General features: G+C 61.4%; 19 protein-coding genes. 8 read left to right on the plus strand and 11 right to left on the minus strand.

All coding sequences use genetic code 11. The features are described 5' to 3' along the window. Positions 1-11: 11 nt before the first annotated feature. Entirely contained in the window at positions 12-2264 is a 2253-nt protein-coding gene (locus tag AC0J1C_RS01950; protein WP_473045403.1) for a galactose oxidase-like domain-containing protein, read from the minus strand. A gap of 104 nt (positions 2265-2368) precedes the next feature. Next, positions 2369-4387 (minus strand): DNA helicase Rep, encoded by a 2019-nt coding sequence (gene rep / locus AC0J1C_RS01955; protein ID WP_473045404.1) that lies wholly within the window; start codon positions 4385-4387, stop codon positions 2369-2371. Between the two features lie 143 nt (positions 4388-4530). Between rep and AC0J1C_RS01960 the strand changes: the two genes are divergently transcribed. The 4 genes from AC0J1C_RS01960 (at position 4531) to rmf (ending at position 10619) form a co-directional block, all read left to right on the plus strand. Continuing rightward, positions 4531-6267, plus strand: a complete 1737-nt coding sequence (locus tag AC0J1C_RS01960) for a putative bifunctional diguanylate cyclase/phosphodiesterase (RefSeq protein WP_473045405.1) — start codon at positions 4531-4533, stop codon at positions 6265-6267. Positions 6268-6318: 51 nt separating this feature from the next. Further along, positions 6319-8661, plus strand: coding sequence for a Tex family protein (locus AC0J1C_RS01965; RefSeq protein ID WP_375193403.1), 2343 nt, complete (start codon positions 6319-6321; stop codon positions 8659-8661). A gap of 67 nt (positions 8662-8728) precedes the next feature. Beyond that, a complete protein-coding gene (gene gshA, locus AC0J1C_RS01970; RefSeq protein WP_473045406.1) occupies positions 8729-10282 on the plus strand; it encodes a glutamate--cysteine ligase in 1554 nt (517 codons plus the stop codon). A gap of 121 nt (positions 10283-10403) precedes the next feature. Next, positions 10404-10619, plus strand: coding sequence for a ribosome modulation factor (rmf, locus tag AC0J1C_RS01975; RefSeq protein WP_375193405.1), 216 nt, complete (start codon positions 10404-10406; stop codon positions 10617-10619). A gap of 19 nt (positions 10620-10638) precedes the next feature. Here rmf and AC0J1C_RS01980 read toward each other — a convergent pair whose 3' ends face one another. Beyond that, complete coding sequence (locus AC0J1C_RS01980; RefSeq protein ID WP_375193406.1) at positions 10639-11085, minus strand: flagellar basal body-associated FliL family protein; 447 nt, start codon at positions 11083-11085, stop codon at positions 10639-10641. A 123-nt stretch (positions 11086-11208) separates the two neighbouring features. Between AC0J1C_RS01980 and AC0J1C_RS01985 the strand changes: the two genes are divergently transcribed. Both AC0J1C_RS01985 and rsd read left to right on the plus strand, forming a co-directional pair. Next, on the plus strand, positions 11209-11715 hold the full coding sequence (locus AC0J1C_RS01985; RefSeq protein WP_375193407.1) for a disulfide bond formation protein B: 507 nt from the start codon (positions 11209-11211) through the stop codon (positions 11713-11715). Between the two features lie 100 nt (positions 11716-11815). After that, positions 11816-12295: a sigma D regulator gene (rsd, locus tag AC0J1C_RS01990; protein ID WP_091990262.1), complete on the plus strand. Its 480-nt coding sequence runs from the start codon at positions 11816-11818 to the stop codon at positions 12293-12295. 89 nt (positions 12296-12384) lie between these two features. On the opposite strand, the gene AC0J1C_RS01995 is transcribed toward rsd, so the two are convergent. The 3 genes from AC0J1C_RS01995 to AC0J1C_RS02005 all read right to left on the minus strand — a co-directional run bounded on the left by AC0J1C_RS01995 (position 12385) and on the right by AC0J1C_RS02005 (position 14169). Further along, positions 12385-13101, minus strand: a complete 717-nt coding sequence (locus AC0J1C_RS01995) for an FKBP-type peptidyl-prolyl cis-trans isomerase (RefSeq protein ID WP_375193408.1) — start codon at positions 13099-13101, stop codon at positions 12385-12387. Between the two features lie 127 nt (positions 13102-13228). After that, entirely contained in the window at positions 13229-13615 is a 387-nt protein-coding gene (locus AC0J1C_RS02000; RefSeq protein ID WP_375193409.1) for a DUF4124 domain-containing protein, read from the minus strand. Beyond that, positions 13612-14169, minus strand: coding sequence for a TIGR02444 family protein (locus tag AC0J1C_RS02005; RefSeq protein ID WP_473045408.1), 558 nt, complete (start codon positions 14167-14169; stop codon positions 13612-13614). Before AC0J1C_RS02005 ends, AC0J1C_RS02000 begins: the two co-directional genes overlap by 4 nt. Before the next feature lie 45 nt (positions 14170-14214). Between AC0J1C_RS02005 and abc-f the strand changes: the two genes are divergently transcribed. Then, the gene (gene abc-f / locus AC0J1C_RS02010) at positions 14215-16167 is read left to right on the plus strand and encodes a ribosomal protection-like ABC-F family protein (RefSeq protein ID WP_473045409.1); all 1953 of its coding nucleotides are present in this window, start codon (positions 14215-14217) and stop codon (positions 16165-16167) included. Positions 16168-16193: 26 nt separating this feature from the next. Here abc-f and ppx read toward each other — a convergent pair whose 3' ends face one another. After that, entirely contained in the window at positions 16194-17657 is a 1464-nt protein-coding gene (gene ppx, locus AC0J1C_RS02015) for an exopolyphosphatase (protein WP_473046488.1), read from the minus strand. Between the two features lie 363 nt (positions 17658-18020). Here ppx and trxA point away from each other — a divergent pair, with 363 nt between their 5' ends. Next, positions 18021-18347: a thioredoxin TrxA gene (gene trxA, locus AC0J1C_RS02020; RefSeq protein WP_008169901.1), complete on the plus strand. Its 327-nt coding sequence runs from the start codon at positions 18021-18023 to the stop codon at positions 18345-18347. 96 nt (positions 18348-18443) lie between these two features. Here trxA and AC0J1C_RS02025 read toward each other — a convergent pair whose 3' ends face one another. The 4 genes from AC0J1C_RS02025 to moaB are packed head-to-tail and all read right to left on the minus strand — an operon-like array spanning position 18444 to position 20989. Continuing rightward, entirely contained in the window at positions 18444-18890 is a 447-nt protein-coding gene (locus AC0J1C_RS02025; protein ID WP_473045411.1) for a molybdenum cofactor biosynthesis protein MoaE, read from the minus strand. A 1-nt stretch (position 18891) separates the two neighbouring features. Then, positions 18892-19152, minus strand: coding sequence for a molybdopterin converting factor subunit 1 (gene moaD, locus AC0J1C_RS02030; RefSeq protein WP_375193414.1), 261 nt, complete (start codon positions 19150-19152; stop codon positions 18892-18894). An 18-nt stretch (positions 19153-19170) separates the two neighbouring features. After that, entirely contained in the window at positions 19171-20385 is a 1215-nt protein-coding gene (locus tag AC0J1C_RS02035) for a molybdopterin molybdotransferase MoeA (RefSeq protein WP_473045412.1), read from the minus strand. Between the two features lie 31 nt (positions 20386-20416). Beyond that, positions 20417-20989 (minus strand): molybdenum cofactor biosynthesis protein B, encoded by a 573-nt coding sequence (gene moaB / locus AC0J1C_RS02040; protein WP_473045413.1) that lies wholly within the window; start codon positions 20987-20989, stop codon positions 20417-20419. Positions 20990-21252: the final 263 nt, after the last annotated feature.

Here is a 21252-nt window from a genome sequence, read left to right on the forward strand (position 1 = left end):
CTGCTCCCGTATCAGAGAATCTCGATGGCGGATTCGATGATGCCGTCTTCGGTGGTGGTATCGCCGGCCACCTGGGTCGGCGCCATGCACTCCAGATCCTGATTGACCACCGTTATAGGCGCTGAAACCGACGGCACCCGGCCCTCGGGAGTGTTCTTGCTTACGAACAGCATGTACTCCCCGGCTGGCACCACGTTGTGGTTGTCCGGCATCTGCAGGGTCAGCGTGTTACCGGCGTTCTTTTCCAGAACCAGCTCAATGGCACGCTGGTCGCCGTCGATCACATGGGTCATCACGGTTCTGCGGATCAACAGGGCCCGGTCGATCTGGTCGGCCTGGTCAACCGTGATGTTGAAGCGATCGCCAACGGTCAGGTTGCGCGGTGCACGCTTGATTGCCGGCCGATCATCGCGCAAGGCGTAGGGCGGCGTGTAGATCTCGAAGCTCGGGTCCCGGCCGTCGTAGGGGGCCAGGCCGAAGTCCTGCAGATCAACAAAGGTCAGGTAGGCGGTGTTGATGGGGGAATGCCCGGCAATCATCACCCGGCCATCCTCCATGAGCACCGCCGTGTTGTGGTAGGTGCGAGGGCGATTGGCCATGGCCATTTCCGTCCAGGTACCGGTTTCCGGGTCGAAGCGTTCGGCGGTGCGTATCGGGCCTTCCAGACCCGGTGCCACCACGCCATCGCGGTTTCCGCCGCTGAACACCATCACACTGCCGTCCGCCATGAGTACGTTGGTGCCGTACCAGCGTGGCTGGTTCAGGGGGCCGGTCAGGCGCGATTCGTAGCCAATCTCGTCACCGTTGGTGGTAATGCGGTCGATCCGGCTCTGGTCGGTGGGCAGGTAACCGCCGGGGTTGGTCAGCAGGGCATAGCTGGGCACGCCTCCGGCGGTCAACAGCTCCACCTCATGGTATTCGCCGTTGGCGTCGGGCTTCAGTGGCAGCATGGTGGACGAGGTAGAACCCCGCATACCACCGGCAATGGCTGTTCTCAGCTCGTCCTCCGACACGCCGAGCTCGGCGCCGCTCTGGAGCAGATCCGTGGGTGATTCCAGAACATCTCCAAGCAGGGAGCCCAGCTGGTCAAGCGAAAGGTTAGTGAGGTTCAGGGTACTGCTCAGGTGACCGAGGCCGGCTTCATCCAGTCGCAGCGGCAGTCCGGCATAACCGATGTCTGTCCAGCTCTGGGTGCGGGGGTTGTAACTGGCCACAATATTCCACAGGGCCTGGTCGTAGCCCTGGCCAAACGGGTTGAAGGCCTGACCACCGGCGTTGTAGAGCACGTGGCCGTTCGGCAACAGGTGCATGCGCGGGTACAGCGGCAGGGACCGGTCGGCGGTGGCCGGGTTCTCTGTCCAGGTGCCGGCACAGGGGTTGTAGGTTTCGGTCTGTACCACATTGCGGCCGCTGTTCACGGGCTCGTCCGGGTAGACCGGTTTCAGCAGTTTGGTAACGCCGCTGGCAACGAAGACATCGCCGTTGCCGAGGGTAACCAGGGAGGGATACCAGCGACCGTAGGTCATGTCGCCACTCTGGCGCCAGGTGTTGGTGGCCTCGTCAAAAATCCGGGAATTCTTGATGCCCTCCAGTTCGGCAACGCCGAGCGGCAGGCCGTCGATTCCCGGCTCGGAATAGTAATCGGTGCCGCCGACCGCCATCACATCGCCGTTGGCCAGACCAACCACGTCGGAGCAGAACAGGGCGCCGTCATTCTTGCTGGTGTTGTCAGCTGTATCCAGCAGTCCGTCCAGTTCGGTTCCGCTGAGCAGGGTTTCGCTGTCATTCCCGTCCGGGTTGGCACCGGCATCCAGCGGTGATGGTTTGAGCCAGGAGGGGTTGTCGTTGGCATCCAGCGCCAGCACCCGGGTCTGGTCGTTTACCGAGACTTCACCGAACTCAGCCACGATGGAGAGCTCCACGTTTTCAGTGCCCTCCAGAGCGTTCAGGTAAAGCAGCCGGCCGTCCCTGAGCAGGGCCATGGTGCCGGCCGCCGGCTTGCACTCAACCGAGCCGTCTGCGCGGGTAAGGCACTTTTCATCCGTTTCCACGGTCTGTCCGTCAACAATGATGGTGGGTTCGGCGAACGGCTCGCTGAAGAAACCCAGGGGACGGTCGCTGGTCTGATCGGCCTGGGTGGTTGCCTCGTCGGTTGAGCTTCCGATAAGCCCTCCCAGAAGATCTGCGCTGGCTGGCGAGACCCCGGCGGAAAGCAGCAATAGTGAACCGGTGAACTGACAAAATCGATGGGAAAAACTGGACATGGAGTCCTCCTGATCTTGTTGTTGTTGAAGAGGGATGAAGCATCCCTTCAGCAGGAACGGATCAGGGGGGCTGAAAGTTTCAGGCTTTGTGAAAAAAAGTGAAATCAGAGCCCGAGGTCACCAAGCAGGGCGCTCAGTGTGGCCTTGCCTTTTTTCTGGTTGGCTTCGGCGTCCAGATCGCCCAGGCCTTCCCACTTCAGGTCGTCCTCCGGCAGTTCGTCCAGAAACCGGCTGGGGATGGTTTCCAGCTTCTCGCCGTACTGTTTGCGGGTGGCGGCATAGGTGAGCGTGAGGGTCTCCCGGGCCCGGGTGATGCCCACGTACATCAGTCGCCGTTCTTCCTCAATGTTGCCTTCCTCGATGCTGCTGCGGTGCGGCAGGATCTCTTCCTCAAGGCCCATGATAAAGACGTGGGGGAATTCCAGGCCTTTGGATGCGTGCAGGGTGAGCAGCTGCACCTTGTCGCTGTCGTCCTCTTCCTCCCGCTGCTCCATCATGTCCCGCAGGATGAGCTTGGTGATGGCATCCTCGATGCCAAGTTCATCGGCGGTGCCCTTGCCGTCATCCAGCATGCGCTGGATCGATTCCACCAGGTACCAGATGTTCTCCATCCGGCGCTCCGCCTGTTTCGGCGTGCCCGAGTGCTGGTGCAGCCACTCCTCGTATTCGATGTCGGTGAACAGCTGCTTGATGACCGGCACCGGATCTTCCCGGTGCAGCCGCTCACAGGTGGCGTCCACCCAGTGAGCAAACCGGCGCAGCCGGTCCAGGCCTTTCTCCGCCACGTGGGTTTCGGCACCCATGTCACCCAGAGCCTTGAACAGGCTGACGTTGCGGGCGCGGGCATAGTGGCTGAGCTGCTCGAGGGTGCGCGGGCCGATTTCCCGACGTGGCACGTTCACCACCCGCAGGAACGCGGCATCGTCGTCCGGGTTGATCAGCAGGCGCAGGTAAGACATCGCGTCCTTGATCTCGTTCTTGGAGAAGAACGACTGGCCGCCGGAGATCCGGTAGGGAATCTGGTAGGCCTGCAGCTTCATCTCCAGCAGGCGCGCCTGGTGGTTGCCCCGGTAGAGCACCGCGAAATCCCGGAAATCGAGGCCTTTCTTGAGTTTCTGATCGAGAATCTCGGTGGCCACCCGCTCGGTCTCGGCGTCTTCGTTACGGCAGCGCACAATCCGGATTTCCTCGCCAATGGTGTGGTCACTCCACAGCGCCTTCTCGAACACGTGCGGGTTGTTGGCGATCACGGTGTTGGCACTGCGCAGGATCCTGGCCGTCGACCGGTAGTTCTGCTCCAGCTTGACGATCTTCAGGCTGGGGAAGTCCTCCTTGAGCTGGGCCAGGTTTTCCGGCCGCGCGCCGCGCCAGGCGTAGATGGACTGGTCATCATCACCGACCACGGTAAAGGCGGCCCGCTCCGCTACCAGCTGTTTCACCAGCTCGTATTGGCACACGTTGGTGTCCTGGTACTCGTCCACCAGCATGTAGCGAATCTTTCGACGCCATTTGGCCAGCACGTCCGGGTGCGAGCGGAACAGCATCACCGGCAGCAGGATCAAATCGTCGAAATCCACCGCGTTGTAGGCCTTCAGGTACTCGTTGTACTTCTTGTAGATGATGGCGATGCGTTGTTCCCGCTCGTCGGAGGCCTTGCTCAGGGCCTCGGCGGGCCCGCGCATGGCGTTCTTCCAGGAGGAAATGGTCATCTGGATGTCGTTGAGCTCGTCGCCGGCCTCCGCGCTCGCTTCCCGGAGCATCAGGTCCTGCAGCAGGGCCTTGGCGTCTTCGGCGTCAAAGATTGAAAAGCCCGGGTGGTAGCCGAGGTGGGCATGTTCCTCCCGGATCATGTTCAGGCCGAGGTTGTGAAAGGTGGAGACAATCAGCCCCCGGGTCAGCTTCCGGTCGACAATCCGGCCCACGCGTTCTTTCATTTCCCGGGCGGCCTTGTTGGTAAAGGTCACCGCAGCAATGTGCCTTCCCGGAATGCCCAGCTGCTCGATCAGATAGGCAATCTTGCGGGTGATCACACTGGTTTTGCCGCTGCCTGCGCCGGCGAGCACCAGCAACGGGCCGTCGGCGTAGCGAACTGCTTCACTTTGTCTGGGATTGAGCTTGTTCACAAATAGTCGGCCAGGGTGGAACGAAACGGAGATCACGAGCGTCGGGTTATTCTACACCAGCCGGAGTTCCTGTACCTTGCGGAACTATCGACTATCATTGGAGGAACGGACTCGGATGTTCATGCACAAATGGATCCTGCTTGATGACATTGCCACTGGAAACCATGAGGCCAGGACAGTTGCGCCTACTCGTTCTGACTCCGCACTACGCTGATTTTCTCTGGCTGAATGCGCTCCTGGCGGGTGACGTCGAGGTCAACGCGGACGCAACCTGGTGTCCCGACCTGGTGGACTGTGATGATCTGATCCGCAACGCCAGCTTTGATGTCATTGTCTGGGATTGTACGTTCCACGGCGGCTCCGAGGCCGCCTTCCTGCAATACCTGGCTGTGGCCAGCAATGAGAAACCGGTGCTGGCCATCAGTGCCGAGCTTCCTGGTGGTCGGGCGCCTGAGCTGCTGGCCTCCGGAGCCGCCGACTACCTTAGCCGCCAGACTCTCGATCACTGGAACTTCCGGCGTGCGGTGAAATGCCTTTGGTACCGGGAGCAACTGGCCGAATCGGCCCACGGCCAGTTGGGCCGGGAGGTCGCGACCGGTTTTATCAATCGGGATCTGTTCTTCGACCGGCTTCAGCAGGCCCTGTTGCGGGCTGAACGGGCGGGGCACCGGCTGGCCTTGCTCCACCTGAACATCGACGACTTCCGCAGTATCAACGAATCCTTTGGTTACCAGAAAAGCGACCAGTTGATGATCAAGCTGGCCGGACGGCTCAGGCAGGCGTTGCGCCGGGTGGATTCCCTGATGCGTATCGGTGGTGACGAGCTGGCAATTATTGTTGAGAAGGTGGAGGACTCGCTCGATATTACCCAGATCATCCGAAAGGTGGTTTCCGCGCTTGATGAACCGATCACGGTTGACGGGCACACCTTGATGGTGAGTGCCAGCCTTGGTGTTGCAACCTACCCGGAGGCGGGCGACAACGCCGAAAACCTCATGCGGCGCGCCAATCGCGCCATGTTTGAGGCCAAGCGGGATCCGGGCACCAGCTACCGCTTCTACGACCGCCAGTTGCACATTTCTGCCGGCTATCAGCTCAGGCTCGAGGCCGATCTGCGAAACGCCCTCCGGGGCCAAGAGCTGGAAGTCTACTATCAGCCTCGAATCGACCTGGCCACCGAAGAGGTTCGGGGGGTGGAATGCCTGCTGCGCTGGAACCATCCGGAGCGCGGGCTGGTGGGTCCCGATGAGTTCATACCTGTGGCGGAGCGCAGCGGCCTGATTGTCCCCATTGGGTATTGGGTCATCGAGCAAGCCTGCAAGCGTCTGCAGGAATCCGCCGAGCTTGGCTTTCCTGGCCTGGTGTTTGCGGTCAACCTGTCGTTTCGCCAGTTCCATGACCGGAAAATGACCGAGACCATCTTCCGGATCATCTTCAATGCCAACGTCGATACCAGCCTGCTTGAACTGGAACTGACCGAAAGTGCGATGATGCACGACCCGGATTACGCCCAGCGCTGCCTACGGGAGCTTAACCAGCTTGGCATCAGCTTCGCGCTGGACGACTTCGGTACCGGCTTTTCCTCCCTGAGCAACCTGCAGCACCTGCCCATCTCACTGGTGAAAATCGACAAGTCCTTTGTCCAGGCCCTGGGGCAATCGGCGGATGCAGAGCACATCATCCGGGCCATCATCAGTCTCGCCCACAGCCTGCAGATCAGCGTGGTGGCCGAGGGCGTGGAAACCGAAGGGCAACTGGAGTTCCTGCGTCAGCAGCACTGCGATGAAATCCAGGGCTTTTACTACGCCCGCCCCATGCCCTGGACCGATCTTGTGCAATTCCTGAACAAGCGGGGCGAGGCCGCTTGCCTGCAACAGTAAGCCGCTGTACCTTTGCTGCTTTATTGGCAAAGCATCAAGAACAGAGGTTTCATGAACAGTATCTCCAGGCGCATCGCCGACGAACTCGGAATTCGCGAACAGCAGGTCAACGCCACCGTCGCGCTGCTGGATGAGGGCGCCACCGTTCCGTTCATAGCCCGGTACCGGAAAGAGATCACCGGCTCGCTGGATGACAGCCAGTTGCGGAACCTCGAAGAGCGCCTGCGCTACCTGCGGGAGCTGGACGATCGCCGTGCCACCATCCTCAAGAGTATTGAGGAGCAGGGCAAGCTGACCGACGAACTCAAGGCCAGCATCAACGAGGCCGACACCAAGAACCGTCTGGAAGACCTGTACCTGCCCTACAAGCCCAAGCGCCGCACCAAGGCCCAGATTGCCCGGGAAGCCGGCCTGGAGCCCCTGGCGGACGCACTCTACGACGACCCGACCCAGGATCCTGAAGCCACCGCCGAAGCCTATCTCAACAAGGAGGCCGGCGTGGACGACACCAAGGCCGCCCTGGATGGCGCCCGCTACATCCTGATGGAGCGTTTTGCGGAGGATGCCGAACTGCTGGGCAGCCTGCGGGATTTCATCTGGCAGGAAGGGCAACTCAAGGTTTCCGTAGTGGAAGGCAAGGAGAACGAGGGCGCCAAGTTCCGGGACTACTTCGACCACGTTGAACCCCTGAAAAAGGTGCCTTCGCACCGGGCCCTGGCCATCCTGCGGGGGCGTAATGAGGGTATCCTGGCCTACTCGATAGTGGTCGGTGATGTCGAAGATGACCGCCGGGCACCGCATCCGGCCGAGCAGCGCATTGCCGCGCGCTGGAATATCCGGGACAACGGTCGCGCCGCTGACAAATGGCTGTCAGAGGTGGTGCGCTGGACCTGGCGCGTGAAGCTCTCCACCCAGATTGAAACCGACCTGATGGCGCAGGTGCGCGAAGCGGCCGAGACCGAGGCTATCAATGTGTTTGCCGCCAACCTGAAGGATCTCCTGCTGCTGGCACCGGCGGGCCCGCGCCCCACCCTGGGCCTGGACCCGGGGTTGCGCACCGGCGTCAAGGTGGCGGTGATTGACGGCACCGGCCAGGTTCAGGGCCACGGCGCCATCTTCCCGCATGCGCCCCAGAACCAGTGGGACCGCTCCATCGAGCAACTGGCGGCCTGGTGCCGGGAGTACAAGATCGAGCTGGTGGCCATTGGTAACGGCACCGCCTCCCGGGAAACCGAGAAACTGGTGGCCGATCTGTGCAAGCGCTACCCGGAGCTGAAGCTGGCGCGGATTGTGGTCAGCGAGTCCGGCGCGTCGGTTTACTCCGCCTCAGAATTTGCCTCCCGGGAACTGCCGGACCTGGACGTGACCATCCGCGGCGCCGTCTCGATTGCCCGGCGGCTGCAGGATCCATTGGCTGAGCTGGTGAAAATCGAACCCAAGTCCATCGGGGTGGGGCAGTACCAGCACGATGTGTCCCAGGTGCAGCTGTCCCGCAGCCTGGATGCGGTGGTGGAAGACTGTGTAAACGGCGTGGGCGTGGACCTGAACACCGCCTCCGCGCCGCTGCTGGCGCGGGTGTCCGGCCTGAACCAGACCATCGCCCAGAACATCATCGAGTATCGCAACCAGAACGGCCTGTTCCGAAACCGCAAGCAACTGCTCAAGGTTACCCGTTTGGGCGACCGGACCTTCGAGCAGGCGGCGGGCTTTTTGCGCATTGCCGGTGGCGAGAACCCGCTGGACCGCTCCTCGGTGCACCCGGAGGCCTACGGCGTGGTGGAAGCGATCGCAAAGCGCAACAATCGCAAGGTGGACGATATTATTGGCGATTCCGCGTTCCTGCGTGGTCTGAATCCGCAGGATTACGTAACAGAACAGTTCGGATTGCCAACCATCAAGGACATTATCTCGGAACTGGAGAAACCTGGCCGGGATCCGCGGCCGGAGTTCCGGTTCGCCAGTTTCGAGGAGGGTGTGGAAACCCTCAGCGACCTGAAGCCGGGCATGGTGCTGGAAGGTTCGGTCACCAACGTGACCAACTTCGGTGCCTTCGTGGACATCGGCGTTCACCAGGATGGGCTGGTGCATATCTCGGCTCTGTCCCACACGTTTGTGAAAGACCCGAGGGAAGTGGTCAAGGCAGGGGATATCGTCAAGGTAAAGGTCATGGACGTGGACATTCCCCGCAAGCGGATTGCCCTGAGTATGCGTATGGATGACCAGCCCGGCGAAAAGAACGAAGGCAAGCCGATGTCCGCCAACCGGGCCGGCGCCGGTCGCAAGGGCGGAGGCAGGAACGCTGGCAGCGCAGGAACGGGCCAGAAATCGCCCCAGGGCGCCATGGCCGGTGCCCTGGCCCAGGCGTTGGCTTCGGCACGCAAGGACAGCCGTTAACGGGTTTACACTATTTTCATGGGCCGGTGGCTGGTCAATCCGCCACCCGCCGTAGCAGGAGTCAACCATGGCTGAATCCCGCCATTCCGTTTTTCGCCAGTTCGCGGCCAGCGACTGGGACGGGTTTCTCAAGGGTGTGGAAAAAGAGGGGTTGCGGGTGGACCGCAATGGCTTTATCGCCCAGACGCCCCACCCGGAGGCACTGGGTTCGGCACTGACCCACCCACGTATCACTACTGACTACTCGGAAGCCCTGCTCGAGCTGATCACTCCGGTGTTCGACAACACCCGGGCCATGCTGAAATCCCTGCGGGATATCCATGTGTTTGTGCAGCAGAACCTGGGCGACGAGGTGTTCTGGCCCGCGAGCATGCCCTGCGAGCTCAACGGTGACCCGAGCATTCCCATCGCCGAATACGGCAGCTCCAATATCGGTCGGCTCAAGCATGTGTACCGGCAGGGACTGGCGGTTCGTTACGGGCGCATGATGCAGAGCATTGCCGGCGCCCACTACAATGTCTCTTTCCCCGACCGTTTCTGGCAGAAATGGCAGGCCCTGCTGGGTAACGAGCAGAGTCTCAAGGATTTCAAATCCGACCAGTATTTCTGGCTGATCCGCAATTTCCGCCGGCGCAGCTGGCTGCTGATGCTGCTGTTTGGTGCCTCCCCGGCCCTGGACGCCAGCTTCGTGGACGGCGTCAGCCACGACCTTGAGCGGTTTGACGACCGCACCTGGTATGGTGAATACGCCACCTCCCTGCGCATGGGCGATCTCGGCTACCACAACAACGCCCAGGCCTCCCTGAACATCTGTTTTAACGAACTGAGCACTTACACCCAGACCCTGGATCGCGCCATCCACACCACCTGGCCGGCTTACGAGGCCATCGGCACCCGTCGAGGCGATGAGTTCATCCAGATCAACACCAGCGTGCTGCAGATCGAGAACGAGTACTACAGTGCGGTTCGCCCCAAGCGCACCACGCAGCGGGAAGAGAAGCCCATCCAGGCGCTGGAGGCTCGCGGCGTTGAATACATCGAAGTCCGATGCCTGGATCTGGACCCGTTCTCGCCGGTGGGCGTGAGCCAGGCGCAGATCGATTTCCTGGACCTGTTCCTGCTCGATTGCCTGCTGTCGGATTCGCCGCGCATTGGCGATGCCGAATGCGAACGTCTGGATGACAATTACAAGGACGTGGTGGCCAACGGTCGTTATCGGGAGTTGACCCTGTGCCGCGGCGGGCAGCGAACCCGGGTTACCGACGCTGCCACCGAGCTTCTCGGGCAGTTGGAGCCGCTGGCGGAGCTGCTGGACAGCTGGCAGGGTGGCAGCACCTACCGCGAGGCCCTGGCCGCTCAGCGCGGGGTGCTTGATGGCGATGCGATCGTGACGTCGGCCCGGGTTCTGGAGACCATGCGCTCATCGGGGCTCGGGCATCGGGACTGGGTCATGGAAATGGCACTTCAGCACCAGAGCCAGCTGAAGCAGGAGGGCCTTGACCCCGAAACCCTGCAGGCTTTCGAGGCGATGACATCGTCGTCCCTGGAGGAGCAACGCCAGATGGAGCAGGCAGACACCCTGCCTTTCGGTGACTTCCTGGCGCAGTATCTTCGCTCCTGATGCCTTCACCGTAACCGGGTCTCGGTCCGGTGTGGACCTGCCGCACAGAAAACGAACAAAGATTTGTCACCCCCTGGTCAGACTGTTAATTTCTGTAACACAAGGATCGAGGGGAAGTACCATGGCACGGGATATCAGACTTGGCTGGGACGTGGAGGCGCTGAACAAGGCCTACCGGCAGGGGTATATGGCCGCCTCCATGGGTATGGACAAAAGCCGTTGTCCCTACCGGGGCGAAGTGGTTATTGCCGCCTGGGAAGCGGGTTGGGACGATGCCGAACAGGCAGTGAGGGCCCAGACCGACCCCGGCGACGATCTGTTCTCCCGGATTGCCTGAGTCGGCTTTCGGTACCGGCCTATTTCTGCACCACGAATTCCGTAAACAGCACGCCGACGATCTGTTCGCCGGTCTGCTGTTCCTCCAGAACCGCGTTAATCCGGCGTGTTGCCTCCTCCCGCAGGGCCTGTTGCCCTTCCAGAGAAGTCAGCCGGTTAACATCGGTTTGCTCGCCGAACAGCATCACCAGTTCATGCCGCAGGCGTGGCATATGGGCCTCCACCGCCGGTCGGGTTGAGGTGCTGCCTGCTCTCAGACTCACCGCCGCTTTCAGGTAGGTAGGCTTATTGCCCGGCGTGCCCACGTGGGTTACGAAGGCGGGTTCCATGCCAATGTAATCAGTGACGCCTCCTTCTTCGACCGTTTCTTCTTCCGCGGCTTCCTCCTCCTGGGAAAACACCGGTGAGGACGCCATGGCGAACAGCATGAACAGGATCATCAGAACGAATTTTGGCTGGTGTGTCATAAGCTTGAAGTTGTTCGTGGTTTAGGGTTAAGTGGCAGATCAGATACAAACATCGCCGGTAATTCGGAGCATAACAGGACCGGCGCGGGGTTGCAGTTTCCATTAAAGATCAGGGGTATTCTTTTGACCAGCAGATGGGTTTTCGGTTTCATCTTCCTTCTGTGTGCGGCGTTGCTGGGTGTGGCCTTCTACATGGAGCATGTCATGGGCCTCGAGCCCTGCCCGCTGTGCTGGCTTCAGCGTTTTGGCTTCATGGGAGCCGGGCTGGTCAGCTTTCTCGCGCTGCTGCACGGTCCTACCGGGTTCGGTGTCCGGATCTACGGGCTGCTGCTGGTGATCACTGCCGGCGCCGGTCTGGGCGTCGCCGGTCGGCAGCTTTGGCTGCAGAGCCTGCCGGCGGACCAGGTGCCCGCCTGTGGGCCCTCTGTGGACTACATGCTGGAGGTTCTGCCCTGGTTCGAAGTGCTTTCCACGGCGCTTCGGGGCACCGGTGACTGCGCGGAAGTCGTCTGGCGTTTCCTGGGGCTGAGCATTCCCGGATGGACGGCGGTGTTCTTCACTCTGCTGGTGATCACCGGGCTGGTTCTGCTGTTTCGCCGGCAAAAACCCCGGGAATGGATCCGCGGCTGAAACGGTTGCGGTTGACCGCGACCATGGGGTAACTTGATCAAAACCTGAAGCAAGTCGAAACCGGGAAAAGCATCGCAACAGCGAGTGGAGAACAGGTGTCATGTTGGAGAATTGCCGGAATGCCAGGGAGCGTTGGGGTGGCGTCAGCGATCTGATCGATCGCTGGCTCAAGGAACGCCAGGAGCTGCTGGTCCAGTATTGTGAACTGTCCGGCGAGAATGACTTCTCACAGACAGAAGCGCTGAAAGAGAAGTTCGTGCGCCTCTGTGAGGTGCTGGTGGATTATGTCTCCACTGGACACTTCGAAATCTACGAACAACTGGTTCGTGAAGCCCGTGAGTTCAACGACGGGGGGCTGGAGCTGGCGGGTAAACTGTACCCCCGGATTCAGGAGACCACCGAGGTGGCGCTCAACTTCAACGATCGACTGGACGGCCGGGAACTCACTGAGGCGGAGGTCCGCGAACTGTTCAGCGAGTTGTCGAAGCTGGGTGAGACGCTTGAAAGCCGTTTCGAGATGGAAGATTTCCTGATTGAGCACCTGCACAACGCCCATGCCGGCAAGGTGGCGTCCGCCTGACCGGTTGCTGACACAAAAAACCCCGGTACAGCCTCGCTGACCGGGGTTTTTTCATGGCCGGGCGGTTGCCACCTGGCCCTGAAGGGTGCTTACTCTTCGGCGCCCGGATTGATATCCAGCAGCTCCACGTCGAAGACCAGGGTTTCGTTCGGTCCGATGGAGCGGTTGCCGCCCGGGCCATAGGCCAGGTCAGCGGGAATGTAGAGCTTGTAGCGGGCGCCTTCGCTCATCAGCTGAAGGCCTTCGGTCCAGCCCGGAATCACCTGGTTCAGTGCAAAGGTGACCGGCTCGCCCCGCTCGCGGGAGCTGTCGAAGACTTCTCCGGACAGCAATTCGCCGGTGTAATGCACCTCAACGGTATCGGTCTCGGAGGGCTTTTCGCCTTCGCCTGCTTCCAGAACTTCGTACTGGAGGCCAGACTCAGTGGTCTTCACGCCTTCGCGCTCTGCGTTCTCCGCCAGGAATGCCTCGCCGGCTTCCTTGTTTTTCTGGGCGAGTTCTTCCATCTGCTTGGCCTGTTCCTGCTGCATCTCCTGCTGGTAGGCCATCAGCGCCTGCTGGATTTCCTCACGGCTCATCCGCCGGACCTTGTCGTCGTCGGAATGGCCATGCTGGATACCCTGGAGGAACTGGTCCATCTGCAGTTCAGGAAGGTCATTGCTCATCCGCTCGCCCAGTACCAGGCCCATGCCGTAACTCACCTTCTGGTCGGTGGTGTCCAGCTTGGGTTGCTCGGGCGCTTCCGGTGGCGTGGAGCAGCCTGCCATCAGGCCGGTCACCGCCACTGCAAGGAGAATCTTCTTCATTGCATCTTCCTTATCTAACGTCGGTTTACGGGGCGGCGCCCCGTGAAGTGTTGATCAGAACGGAGAAGGTAACGGGTTCTGTGCCGAGATGCCACTGAACATGTGTTAACCAAGCCGACGTGTCGGTCTAGCTGCCGTTGCTGCCTGCGGATGGTGGCCCGAGGGAGAACGGAGCATTGTAGGGGGACCGCCAGTCGGTCTCGGGCTCGGGAGAGCGACTGGGCGGAAAGACCTTGTCGCGCCTCTCGATCGCCAGAGTGTTCCAGGGACCCTGCGCAGGTGGCTGATCGGCATAGTGCCAGTTGCCGTCCGTATCTTGCCACTTGAACACGATTTCCGGGCCATCGGTCGGGACGGGAGACGGCACCAGCCCCTCGAAGGCAGGTATCTCCGGTTGTTCCTCGCTTGCCACCGGTTTTGACAGTTGCCCGGGATCGCTGAGGCCGAAGAAAATCAGTAGCAGCAGTAAACCGAGGGCCGGAAACGAGAGCCGTATGAGCCATCTCATCATCATGGCTTGTGGTCTCCCATGGGAAGTTGGGCCAGAGCTCCGGCCAGTGCATGGATCAGCGGCAGCGCGCGTTGTTCAACGCTTGAGCCTGGCGCCGCCGCCGCGAGATTGGTATGGATCAGTGTGTCGCTTCCCTGCATGTCAGCATGGTCCGGGTTGTCGGTCATGAGCGTTTTCCACGCCAGAGCCAGTTCAATCTGTTCGGCTTCCAGTTCCAGCGCGGCAAGGCCGGAGCGAAGCTTGTGATAGGGCGCCAGGTCGGTCGGCAGCGTTTTGCGGGCAGAGCGCAGAGCGCCGGTTACACGGCGCCGCCACTCTGTTACCGTAGCGTCCTCGGCGCCGGTGAAGGTCCTGCCTCGAACCGACAGCCAGGCAGCGCACAGAAGCCGGGTAACACTCCAACCCTGGGCCTGCAACGCCAGGCAGCTGGCCTCAACCTTTGGCTGCTGCCAGAGCATCAGGGCAAACTGCCAGAGCGGATTGTCGGCCTCCAGGTCGACCGGAAGTTCCAGCGGCAGAGTCGATGGATCCGGGGCTGTCGCCGAGCTGCTCGACATAAGCGCTGAGCCTTACCTGATTACATACGTTGAAAAAGTTAAACCATGTTAACGATAACCGATCTCAGTTTACAACGTGGTGGCGTCTGGTTGCTAGAATCCGTCAATCTGACCATCCAGCCGGGCCAACGCGTTGCCATTGTGGGCGCCAATGGTGCCGGAAAATCCAGCCTGTTCCAGCTCTTGTTGGGCCAGCTCAGCGCCGAGCAGGGCAGTGCCTCGCTGCCTGGTGGCTGCCGGATCGCCCACATGGCGCAGGAGGTCGAAGCGTCGGGCCGTAGCGCCCGCGATTTCGTGCTGGATGGGGACATCGACCTGCGCAGGCTGGAGCGGGCGCTGGCGGCGGCCGAGTCCGCCGGTGACGACCATGCCATGGCCCGAATCCATGGCGAGCTGGATGTCCACGAAGCCTGGTCGGCAGGCCGGCGCGCCGAGGCCTTGCTGCGTGGTCTGGGTTTCTCGGATTCCGATGCTGATCGACCGGTATCGGCGTTTTCAGGTGGTTGGCGGATTCGGCTGAATCTGGCGCAGGCGCTCATGCGCCCTTCGGACCTGTTGCTGCTGGATGAGCCGACCAACCATCTGGATCTGGATGCCTGCCTCTGGCTGGAGAACTGGCTACGCCGCTACACGGGAACACTGCTGTTCATCTCCCACGACCGGGATTTCATGGACCGGGTGGCCACTCATGTCGTGCACTTCGATCAGCGCAAGCTGGAACTCTATACGGGTAACTACTCGGCCTTCGAGGGCCAGCGTAGTGAACGGCTTGCTCAACAGCAGGCCGGCTACGAGCGCCAGCAGGCCCGGATTGCGGAAATCCAGCGCTTTATCGACCGGTTCAAGGCCAAGGCCACCAAGGCCCGTCAGGCCCAGAGCCGGGTCAAGGCCCTCGAACGGATGGAGCGGATTGCTCCTGCCCACATTGATTCGCCGTTCGGCTTCGAGTTTCCGGTGGCCGAAAAGGTCTCCAATCCGCTGCTGTCGATTCGTAACGGTCGAGCTGGTCATGGCCAGACCACCGTGCTTGAGGGTATCAATCTGACGCTGTTGCCCGGCAGCCGCATCGGCCTGCTCGGACCCAATGGTGCCGGAAAATCCACCCTGATGGACGCCCTTCGGGGGCAGGCCACCCTGCTGGCCGGTGAACGCACCTGCGGCGAGCACCTGGCCATTGGTTATTTCGCCCAGCACCAGCTGGAATCGCTGGATCTGGACGCCAGTCCCTTCCTGCACCTGCAGCGGCTGACTCCAAAAGCCTCGGAACAGAGCATACGCAACTTCCTGGGCGGGTTTGATTTCCACGGCGATGAAGCCCTGAGCCCGATCCGGTCGTTTTCCGGTGGCGAGAAGGCGCGGGTGGCCCTGGCGACCATTGCCTGGCAGCGTCCCAATCTGTTGCTGCTGGATGAGCCTACCAACCATCTCGACCTGGAAATGCGCCAGGCCCTGACCATGGCGTTGCAGAATTTCGAAGGGGCCATTGTCGTGGTCTCCCACGATCGCCACCTGCTGCGAAATACCGTTGATGAATTCTGGCTGGTGAACGAGGGCCGGGTGACGGAATACCAGGGCGACCTGGAAGACTATGAGCGCTGGCTGGCCGATCGTAGAAAGGATGAGGCCGAGGCCCCCAGACGGACACCTGCGGATAGCACCGGCTCCAATGCCGTGGCGAGTGCTGATGCCAATGCTGCCGAAAGCGCCGAGGACCGCAAGGCCCGAAAGCGTGCGGAGGCGGCCCTGCGCCAGAAGCTGAGCCCGTATCGCAAGCAGCAGGCTGCCCTGGAGACGGAAATGGAAAAGCTGCAGAAAACCCTCGCCGGTCTGGAGGAAGCCCTGGCAGACACGTCTCTCTACGAAGACAGCGGCAAAGGGCGCCTGAAGGAGTTACTGGCAGAGCAGGCGGCTGCGAATACCCGGCTGGAAGAGGCGGAAATGCAGTGGCTTGAGGTCAGCGAAACGGTGGAATCCATGGAGGCCGAGCTGGCCAGCTGAGGCGCTGCCCGGGATTGAGGGAGAGGTCAGCCTCCGTTCAGCTCCAGAGTGAAGTCCTGTTTGGCAAGGTAGTCGCGTTCGTTTTCCAGATCGGCCAGGGTCAGTGGGCGGTCGTCCAGCCAGCCATCGGGGAAGGTCAGGACCAGGGCGTCCTGCTTGGCCGTCAGCGTGAATTCCGGCGGTGCCTCCAGGTTTCGGGGGTGCTGCAACAGCACCGCCAGGCGCACCAGAACGCACAGGTAGCGCAGTCTGGGAATGTCTTCGGGTTCGACACCCTCGAAAATGGCCGGGCTGAATTTGCGCCGGTGGCCGCGTACCAGGGTCGCCAGGTCTTTCTGGAACTGCTGGGTAAAGCCGGGCAGGTCCGAGTAACGCAGCAGGTAGGCGCCGTGTTTGTGGTACTGGCTATGGGAAATGGTCAGCCCGATCTCGTGCAGCCTGCAGGCCCAGCGCAGCACTTCCTCGTCTGCCGGGGTGTTCAATCCCCAGTCGCGGGCCACCTGCCTCCAGGCCGCGATGGCGGTCTGTTCCACCGCGGCACCGTGTTCCTGATCCACATGGTAGCGCTCCTGCAGGGCAGAGATCGTGCGCTCCCGAACGTCCTCGTGCTGAATCCGCCCGGCAATGTCGTACAGCAGGCCTTCTCGCAGTGCGCCGTCGGCGAAGGCCATTTCGGAGATGCCCAGAGACTGGAAGGCGCCCATCAGAATGGCAAAGCCGGCCGGGAAGATGCTCTGTCGATCCGACCGTACCCCGAGATCCCCGAGTCGCTCGGTCTTGCCCATATCCACCAGGCGCTTGCGCAGCTCCTGCAATCCGGTCAGGGTGATGGTGCCATCGGTAATCTTCAGGTTGGCCAGGACACTGGCGATGGCCTTGATAGAGCCTGAGGAACCCACGCTGCTCTGCCAGCCAACGCTTCGATAGTGCTGCCGGATGTTGAGCATTTCCTGCTCGGCGTGGGTCACGGCCCGGTCCATCTGCCGGCGGGTAATCTTTCCATCGGCAAAATAGCGGTTGCGGAACGACACGCAGCCCATGTGCAGGCTTTCCAGCTCCAGGGGTTCAAAGCGCTGGCCGATGATGAATTCCGTGCTCCCGCCACCAATATCGATGACCAGCCGGCGACCGGAGTCGTCCGAGAGGGTGTGGGCCACGCCCAGGTAAATCAGTCGAGCCTCTTCGCGACCGGCAATGATCTCCACCGGGTAGCCCAGTACTTCTTCCGCGCGGTTCATGAACTGGTGGGCGTTACGGGCCACTCTCAGGGCATTGGTGCCGACGATCTGCACCGCCTCCGGCGGCATGCCCTTGAGTCGCTGGGCGAACCGGCCCAGGCAGGCCAGGGCCCGCTCCTGGGCGTCTTCAGTCAGGCGGTTGTGCGGGTCGAGACCAGCGCCGAGCTGGACCTTTTCTCCCATTTTCTCGAGCGTGCGGATTTCACCATGCACCAGCCGGGCAACCACCATATGGAAACTGTTCGAGCCCATATCGATGGCCGCGAGCACCTCCGGCGGGGAAACGGCATTGTCGGCGGTGGATGCGGCCGTCACGTGGTCGAAATCCTTTTGAGGTGAACTTGCCCGGTACTATAAGCGAAATCCCTCAGGCCTGTCAGCAACCGGTGGTTGAGCGATTTGGCTACCGCAAGGCGGTGTTACCTCGACTGAGAAGGATCTACTGCTTCACATCCGGTTGATCAATCGCGTAAAGTAATGGCTACCGTGATTTGGGTGAAAGCCGCCCGGACGTCCGGAACGGTTTTCAGCGACAGTCAACAGCACCTGCGCCGGTTTCAGCTCCATGGGAGCGGTCCGGTGAATTCCCAGAGGTGCACGAATCAGGAAAAGGTAATGAGCGGAAATATCGTAAATGTAACCGATGCGTCTTTTGAGCAGGACGTACTCCAGTCTGATGTTCCGGTACTGGTGGACTATTGGGCCGAGTGGTGTGGCCCCTGCAAAATGATTGCGCCGGTGCTTGAAGAGATTGCCGATGAATACGATGGCAAGCTGAAGGTGTGCAAGCTCAACATTGACGAAAACGAGCAGACTCCGCCGAAGTTCAACATCCGTGGCATTCCGACCCTGATGCTGTTCAAGAACGGCAATGTGGACGCCACCAAGGTCGGCGCGCTCTCCAAGTCCCAGCTGGCAGCCTTCCTCGACAGCAATCTCTGATTGTCTTCAGGCTGAAAAAAAACCGTCCCTGAACCGAGTTCACGGACGGTTTTTTTGTGCCTGTTTCCGGAGTGTTGGTGAGCTTGCGGGCGGCGGTTACTGCCAGCCCCTGGACCGGTCGAGATCGGACTCCTTCTGCTCGACCCAGTGCTCGGAATCGCCGGTGATTTCCTTCTTCCAGAACTGGGCGGTGGTCTTCAGAGCGTCCATAATGAATTCGCAGGCGGCAAAGGCATCGCCCCTGTGCGCGCTGCACACACCAACGAAGACGATCTGGTCGGCCAGGGCCAGGCGGCCTACCCGATGGATCACCCGGGCCTTGCGCACATCCCAGCGTTCGGAGGCCTGGTCAATCAGGCCCTGAATCACCTGCTCGGTCATGCCCGGGTAGTGCTCGAGGAACAGTCCCGTTACACCCTGCAGGTCGCCGCTGTCCCGCACCAGACCGGTAAACGTGGCAATGGCGCCGGTCCCAGCGCCGCTGTCGCGCAGGGCACTATACTCCGCGGCCGGATCGAAGTCCTCACGCTGTACCGAAATCATCTCAACCTCCGGTGACCGGTGGAAAGAAGGCCAGCTCATCGCCGGCCTGGACCGCGGAACCCGGCTTGGCCATGGCCTGATTGATCGCAATCATGACCGGCTGATCACCCTTAAGCTGGGCCCAGGGACCGCCTTTGGCAGACAGCCTGGCGAGTATGTCACCGGCGGTCAGTCCGGGCTCGGCTTCTACAGTCAGGGTGTCCGTGTTCAACTCTTCCCGCAGGCGGGCAAAAAAGCGAACGTGAATTGTGTTGTCACTCATACTCAGCTCGTTAACTCGTCAGTTCAAAAGTTCCGAGAAGGAATAATAGGTTAACAGGTCACCCGGGGATACCGTGGTGTCTTCCGGCACCACCGCCAGGCCCTCTGCCCAGCAGGCGGAACTCATCACGCCGGAACTCTGGTTACCGAATGCGGCGAGGGACAGTCCGGAGCCCCCGGCCTCTTTCCTGGCTCTCACGAACTCCCGGCGGAAGGACGGTGTGTCTACGGAGAAACCAGCGGCCACTTGCTCACCGACCGGGCTGGTCCGGAGTCGGCCCTGGCATTTACGGATATAGGGCATGCCCACCACAAGGAAGGTGACCAGCACGGAGACGGGATTGCCGGGCAGGCCCAGCACCGGGGTTCCGCCGATGCTGCCAAAGGCCAGGGGTTTTCCGGGTTTGATCGCCATCCGCCAGAGGGACAGCGTGCCAGACTCCTCCAGTACCGCCCGCACATGGTCTTCTTCGCCCACGGACACACCGCCGCTGGTGATGATCAGGTCCGACGATTTCGCTGCCCTGAGCAGTGTTTCCCGGGTGGCATCGCGTTGGTCCCGGAGCGTCTCGGCGAGCACCACCTGGCACCCCGCCTGAGTGAGCATTCCCATCAGGGTGTAGCGATTGCTGTTATAGATCTGTCCTGGGGCCAGGGGGGTGCCCGGGTCGACCAGTTCGTCGCCAGTGGACAGAACGGCGACTTTCAGGCGCTCGAAAACGGGAACCCGGGCGACGCCTATGGACGCCAGCAGGCCCATTTCCTGGGGGCGTATGTGGGTGCCTCTCGCCAGGGCGCGTTCACCGACGGCGAGGTCCTGGCCTCTTCGGCGAATGTTCTGGCCTTCGGTAACGTCGGCGTGAACGACAATGCCCGCTTCCGTTACCTCGACCCGCTCCTGCATGACCACGGAATCGGCACCGGCAGGGATCTCTGAGCCGGTGAAGATTCGGGCAGCGGTGCCCGGGGCCAGCGGCCGCGTGGCTTCACCGGCGGGATAACGGGCCGACACCGGAATGGCCTGCCCGTCGCGCACGTCCGCCTGGCGTACCGCGTAGCCGTCAACAGCACTGTTGTCTGCGGGTGGGACATCGCAGGGTACGGACTGGTCTTCGGCCAGTACCCGGCCCAGGGTCTCGGCGAGCGGGACCGTTTCCACACGATCCGGTGCCTTCGCCAGTGACAGCACGTGCGCCAGGGCGTCTTCCAGCGAGGCTAACTGAGGGTTCGACATCAATCTTGCACTCCGTCCTGTTTTCCCGGAATCAGCGTTCGGCGCGCTGGCCGATAACCTCACCAAGGCGGTGCATCGGCTTGTCGGGCTTGCGCAGCACCAGTCCGGCAAAGTTGCAGGGAGTATGGCGGCTGTCCAGCTGGCTGCTGAGAATGCCGTTCCAGCCCGTGCGGCAGGCGCCGGTAGAGCCGGGCAGGCAGAAAATCACCGTGTTGTTGGCCATGCCTGCGAATGCCCGGGACTGAACCGTAGAAGAGCCGATTTCCTGGGCTGACAGCCGACGGAACTCCTCGCCAAAGCCCTCGATGGCTTTATCAAACAGCGGCATAAGGGCCTCGGGGGTGCTGTCCCTTTCCATCAGCCCGGTACCGCCGGTGATCACCACCACCTGCACACCGGGGTCGGCAATCCAGCCGGCGATCAGCGCCCGCATCAGGTATACGTCGTCTGGCAGGATGCGACGCGCCACCAGCCGATGGCCCGCCTCGATCACGCTGTCCTCGAGAAACTGCCCGGAGGTGTCCTGCTCCGGGCCACGGGTGTCGGACACGGTCAACAGGGCAATATTAAGAGGGGTCAGCTGGCTGCTCGGTTCACTGCTCATGAAGGGCACTCCTGAATGGGGCTTTGGTTTTCGGAAACAAGGTTGCTCAGAACAAGGGTTTGTCAGAAACATGGTTATACGCCAGTATCGCCATCCCGGGCTTTTAATGGAAGGGAGTAACCCATCAGGGGGAGGCCGGGCCCGCAGTGCGCAGCTCGGGACAAAATTGGCGTTAATTTGGTCAGTGCACTTGACATTCGCCAGTCAGGTGGTCGATGATCCGTCATGCCCGGCGAACGGTTGTTCCCACTCTCTGGCTCCAG

This window comes from Marinobacter sp. E2 (assembly GCF_055755345.1).

Excerpts from the sequence above, each read along its gene's own strand:
- AC0J1C_RS01950 (WP_473045403.1), bottom strand. The coding sequence starts at position 2,264 with ATGTCCAGTTTTTCCCATCGATTTTGTCAGTTCACCGGTTCACTATTG.
- AC0J1C_RS01960 (WP_473045405.1), top strand. The coding sequence starts at position 4,531 with ATGACATTGCCACTGGAAACCATGAGGCCAGGACAGTTGCGCCTACTC.
- AC0J1C_RS01965 (WP_375193403.1), top strand. The coding sequence starts at position 6,319 with ATGAACAGTATCTCCAGGCGCATCGCCGACGAACTCGGAATTCGCGAA.
- gshA (WP_473045406.1), top strand. The coding sequence starts at position 8,729 with ATGGCTGAATCCCGCCATTCCGTTTTTCGCCAGTTCGCGGCCAGCGAC.
- rmf (WP_375193405.1), top strand. The coding sequence starts at position 10,404 with ATGGCACGGGATATCAGACTTGGCTGGGACGTGGAGGCGCTGAACAAG.
- AC0J1C_RS01980 (WP_375193406.1), bottom strand. The coding sequence starts at position 11,085 with ATGACACACCAGCCAAAATTCGTTCTGATGATCCTGTTCATGCTGTTC.
- rsd (WP_091990262.1), top strand. The coding sequence starts at position 11,816 with ATGTTGGAGAATTGCCGGAATGCCAGGGAGCGTTGGGGTGGCGTCAGC.
- AC0J1C_RS01995 (WP_375193408.1), bottom strand. The coding sequence starts at position 13,101 with ATGAAGAAGATTCTCCTTGCAGTGGCGGTGACCGGCCTGATGGCAGGC.
- AC0J1C_RS02000 (WP_375193409.1), bottom strand. The coding sequence starts at position 13,615 with ATGATGATGAGATGGCTCATACGGCTCTCGTTTCCGGCCCTCGGTTTA.
- AC0J1C_RS02005 (WP_473045408.1), bottom strand. The coding sequence starts at position 14,169 with ATGTCGAGCAGCTCGGCGACAGCCCCGGATCCATCGACTCTGCCGCTG.
- abc-f (WP_473045409.1), top strand. The coding sequence starts at position 14,215 with ATGTTAACGATAACCGATCTCAGTTTACAACGTGGTGGCGTCTGGTTG.
- ppx (WP_473046488.1), bottom strand. The coding sequence starts at position 17,657 with ATGGGCTCGAACAGTTTCCATATGGTGGTTGCCCGGCTGGTGCATGGT.
- trxA (WP_008169901.1), top strand. The coding sequence starts at position 18,021 with ATGAGCGGAAATATCGTAAATGTAACCGATGCGTCTTTTGAGCAGGAC.
- AC0J1C_RS02025 (WP_473045411.1), bottom strand. The coding sequence starts at position 18,890 with ATGATTTCGGTACAGCGTGAGGACTTCGATCCGGCCGCGGAGTATAGT.
- moaD (WP_375193414.1), bottom strand. The coding sequence starts at position 19,152 with ATGAGTGACAACACAATTCACGTTCGCTTTTTTGCCCGCCTGCGGGAA.
- AC0J1C_RS02035 (WP_473045412.1), bottom strand. The coding sequence starts at position 20,385 with ATGTCGAACCCTCAGTTAGCCTCGCTGGAAGACGCCCTGGCGCACGTG.
- moaB (WP_473045413.1), bottom strand. The coding sequence starts at position 20,989 with ATGAGCAGTGAACCGAGCAGCCAGCTGACCCCTCTTAATATTGCCCTG.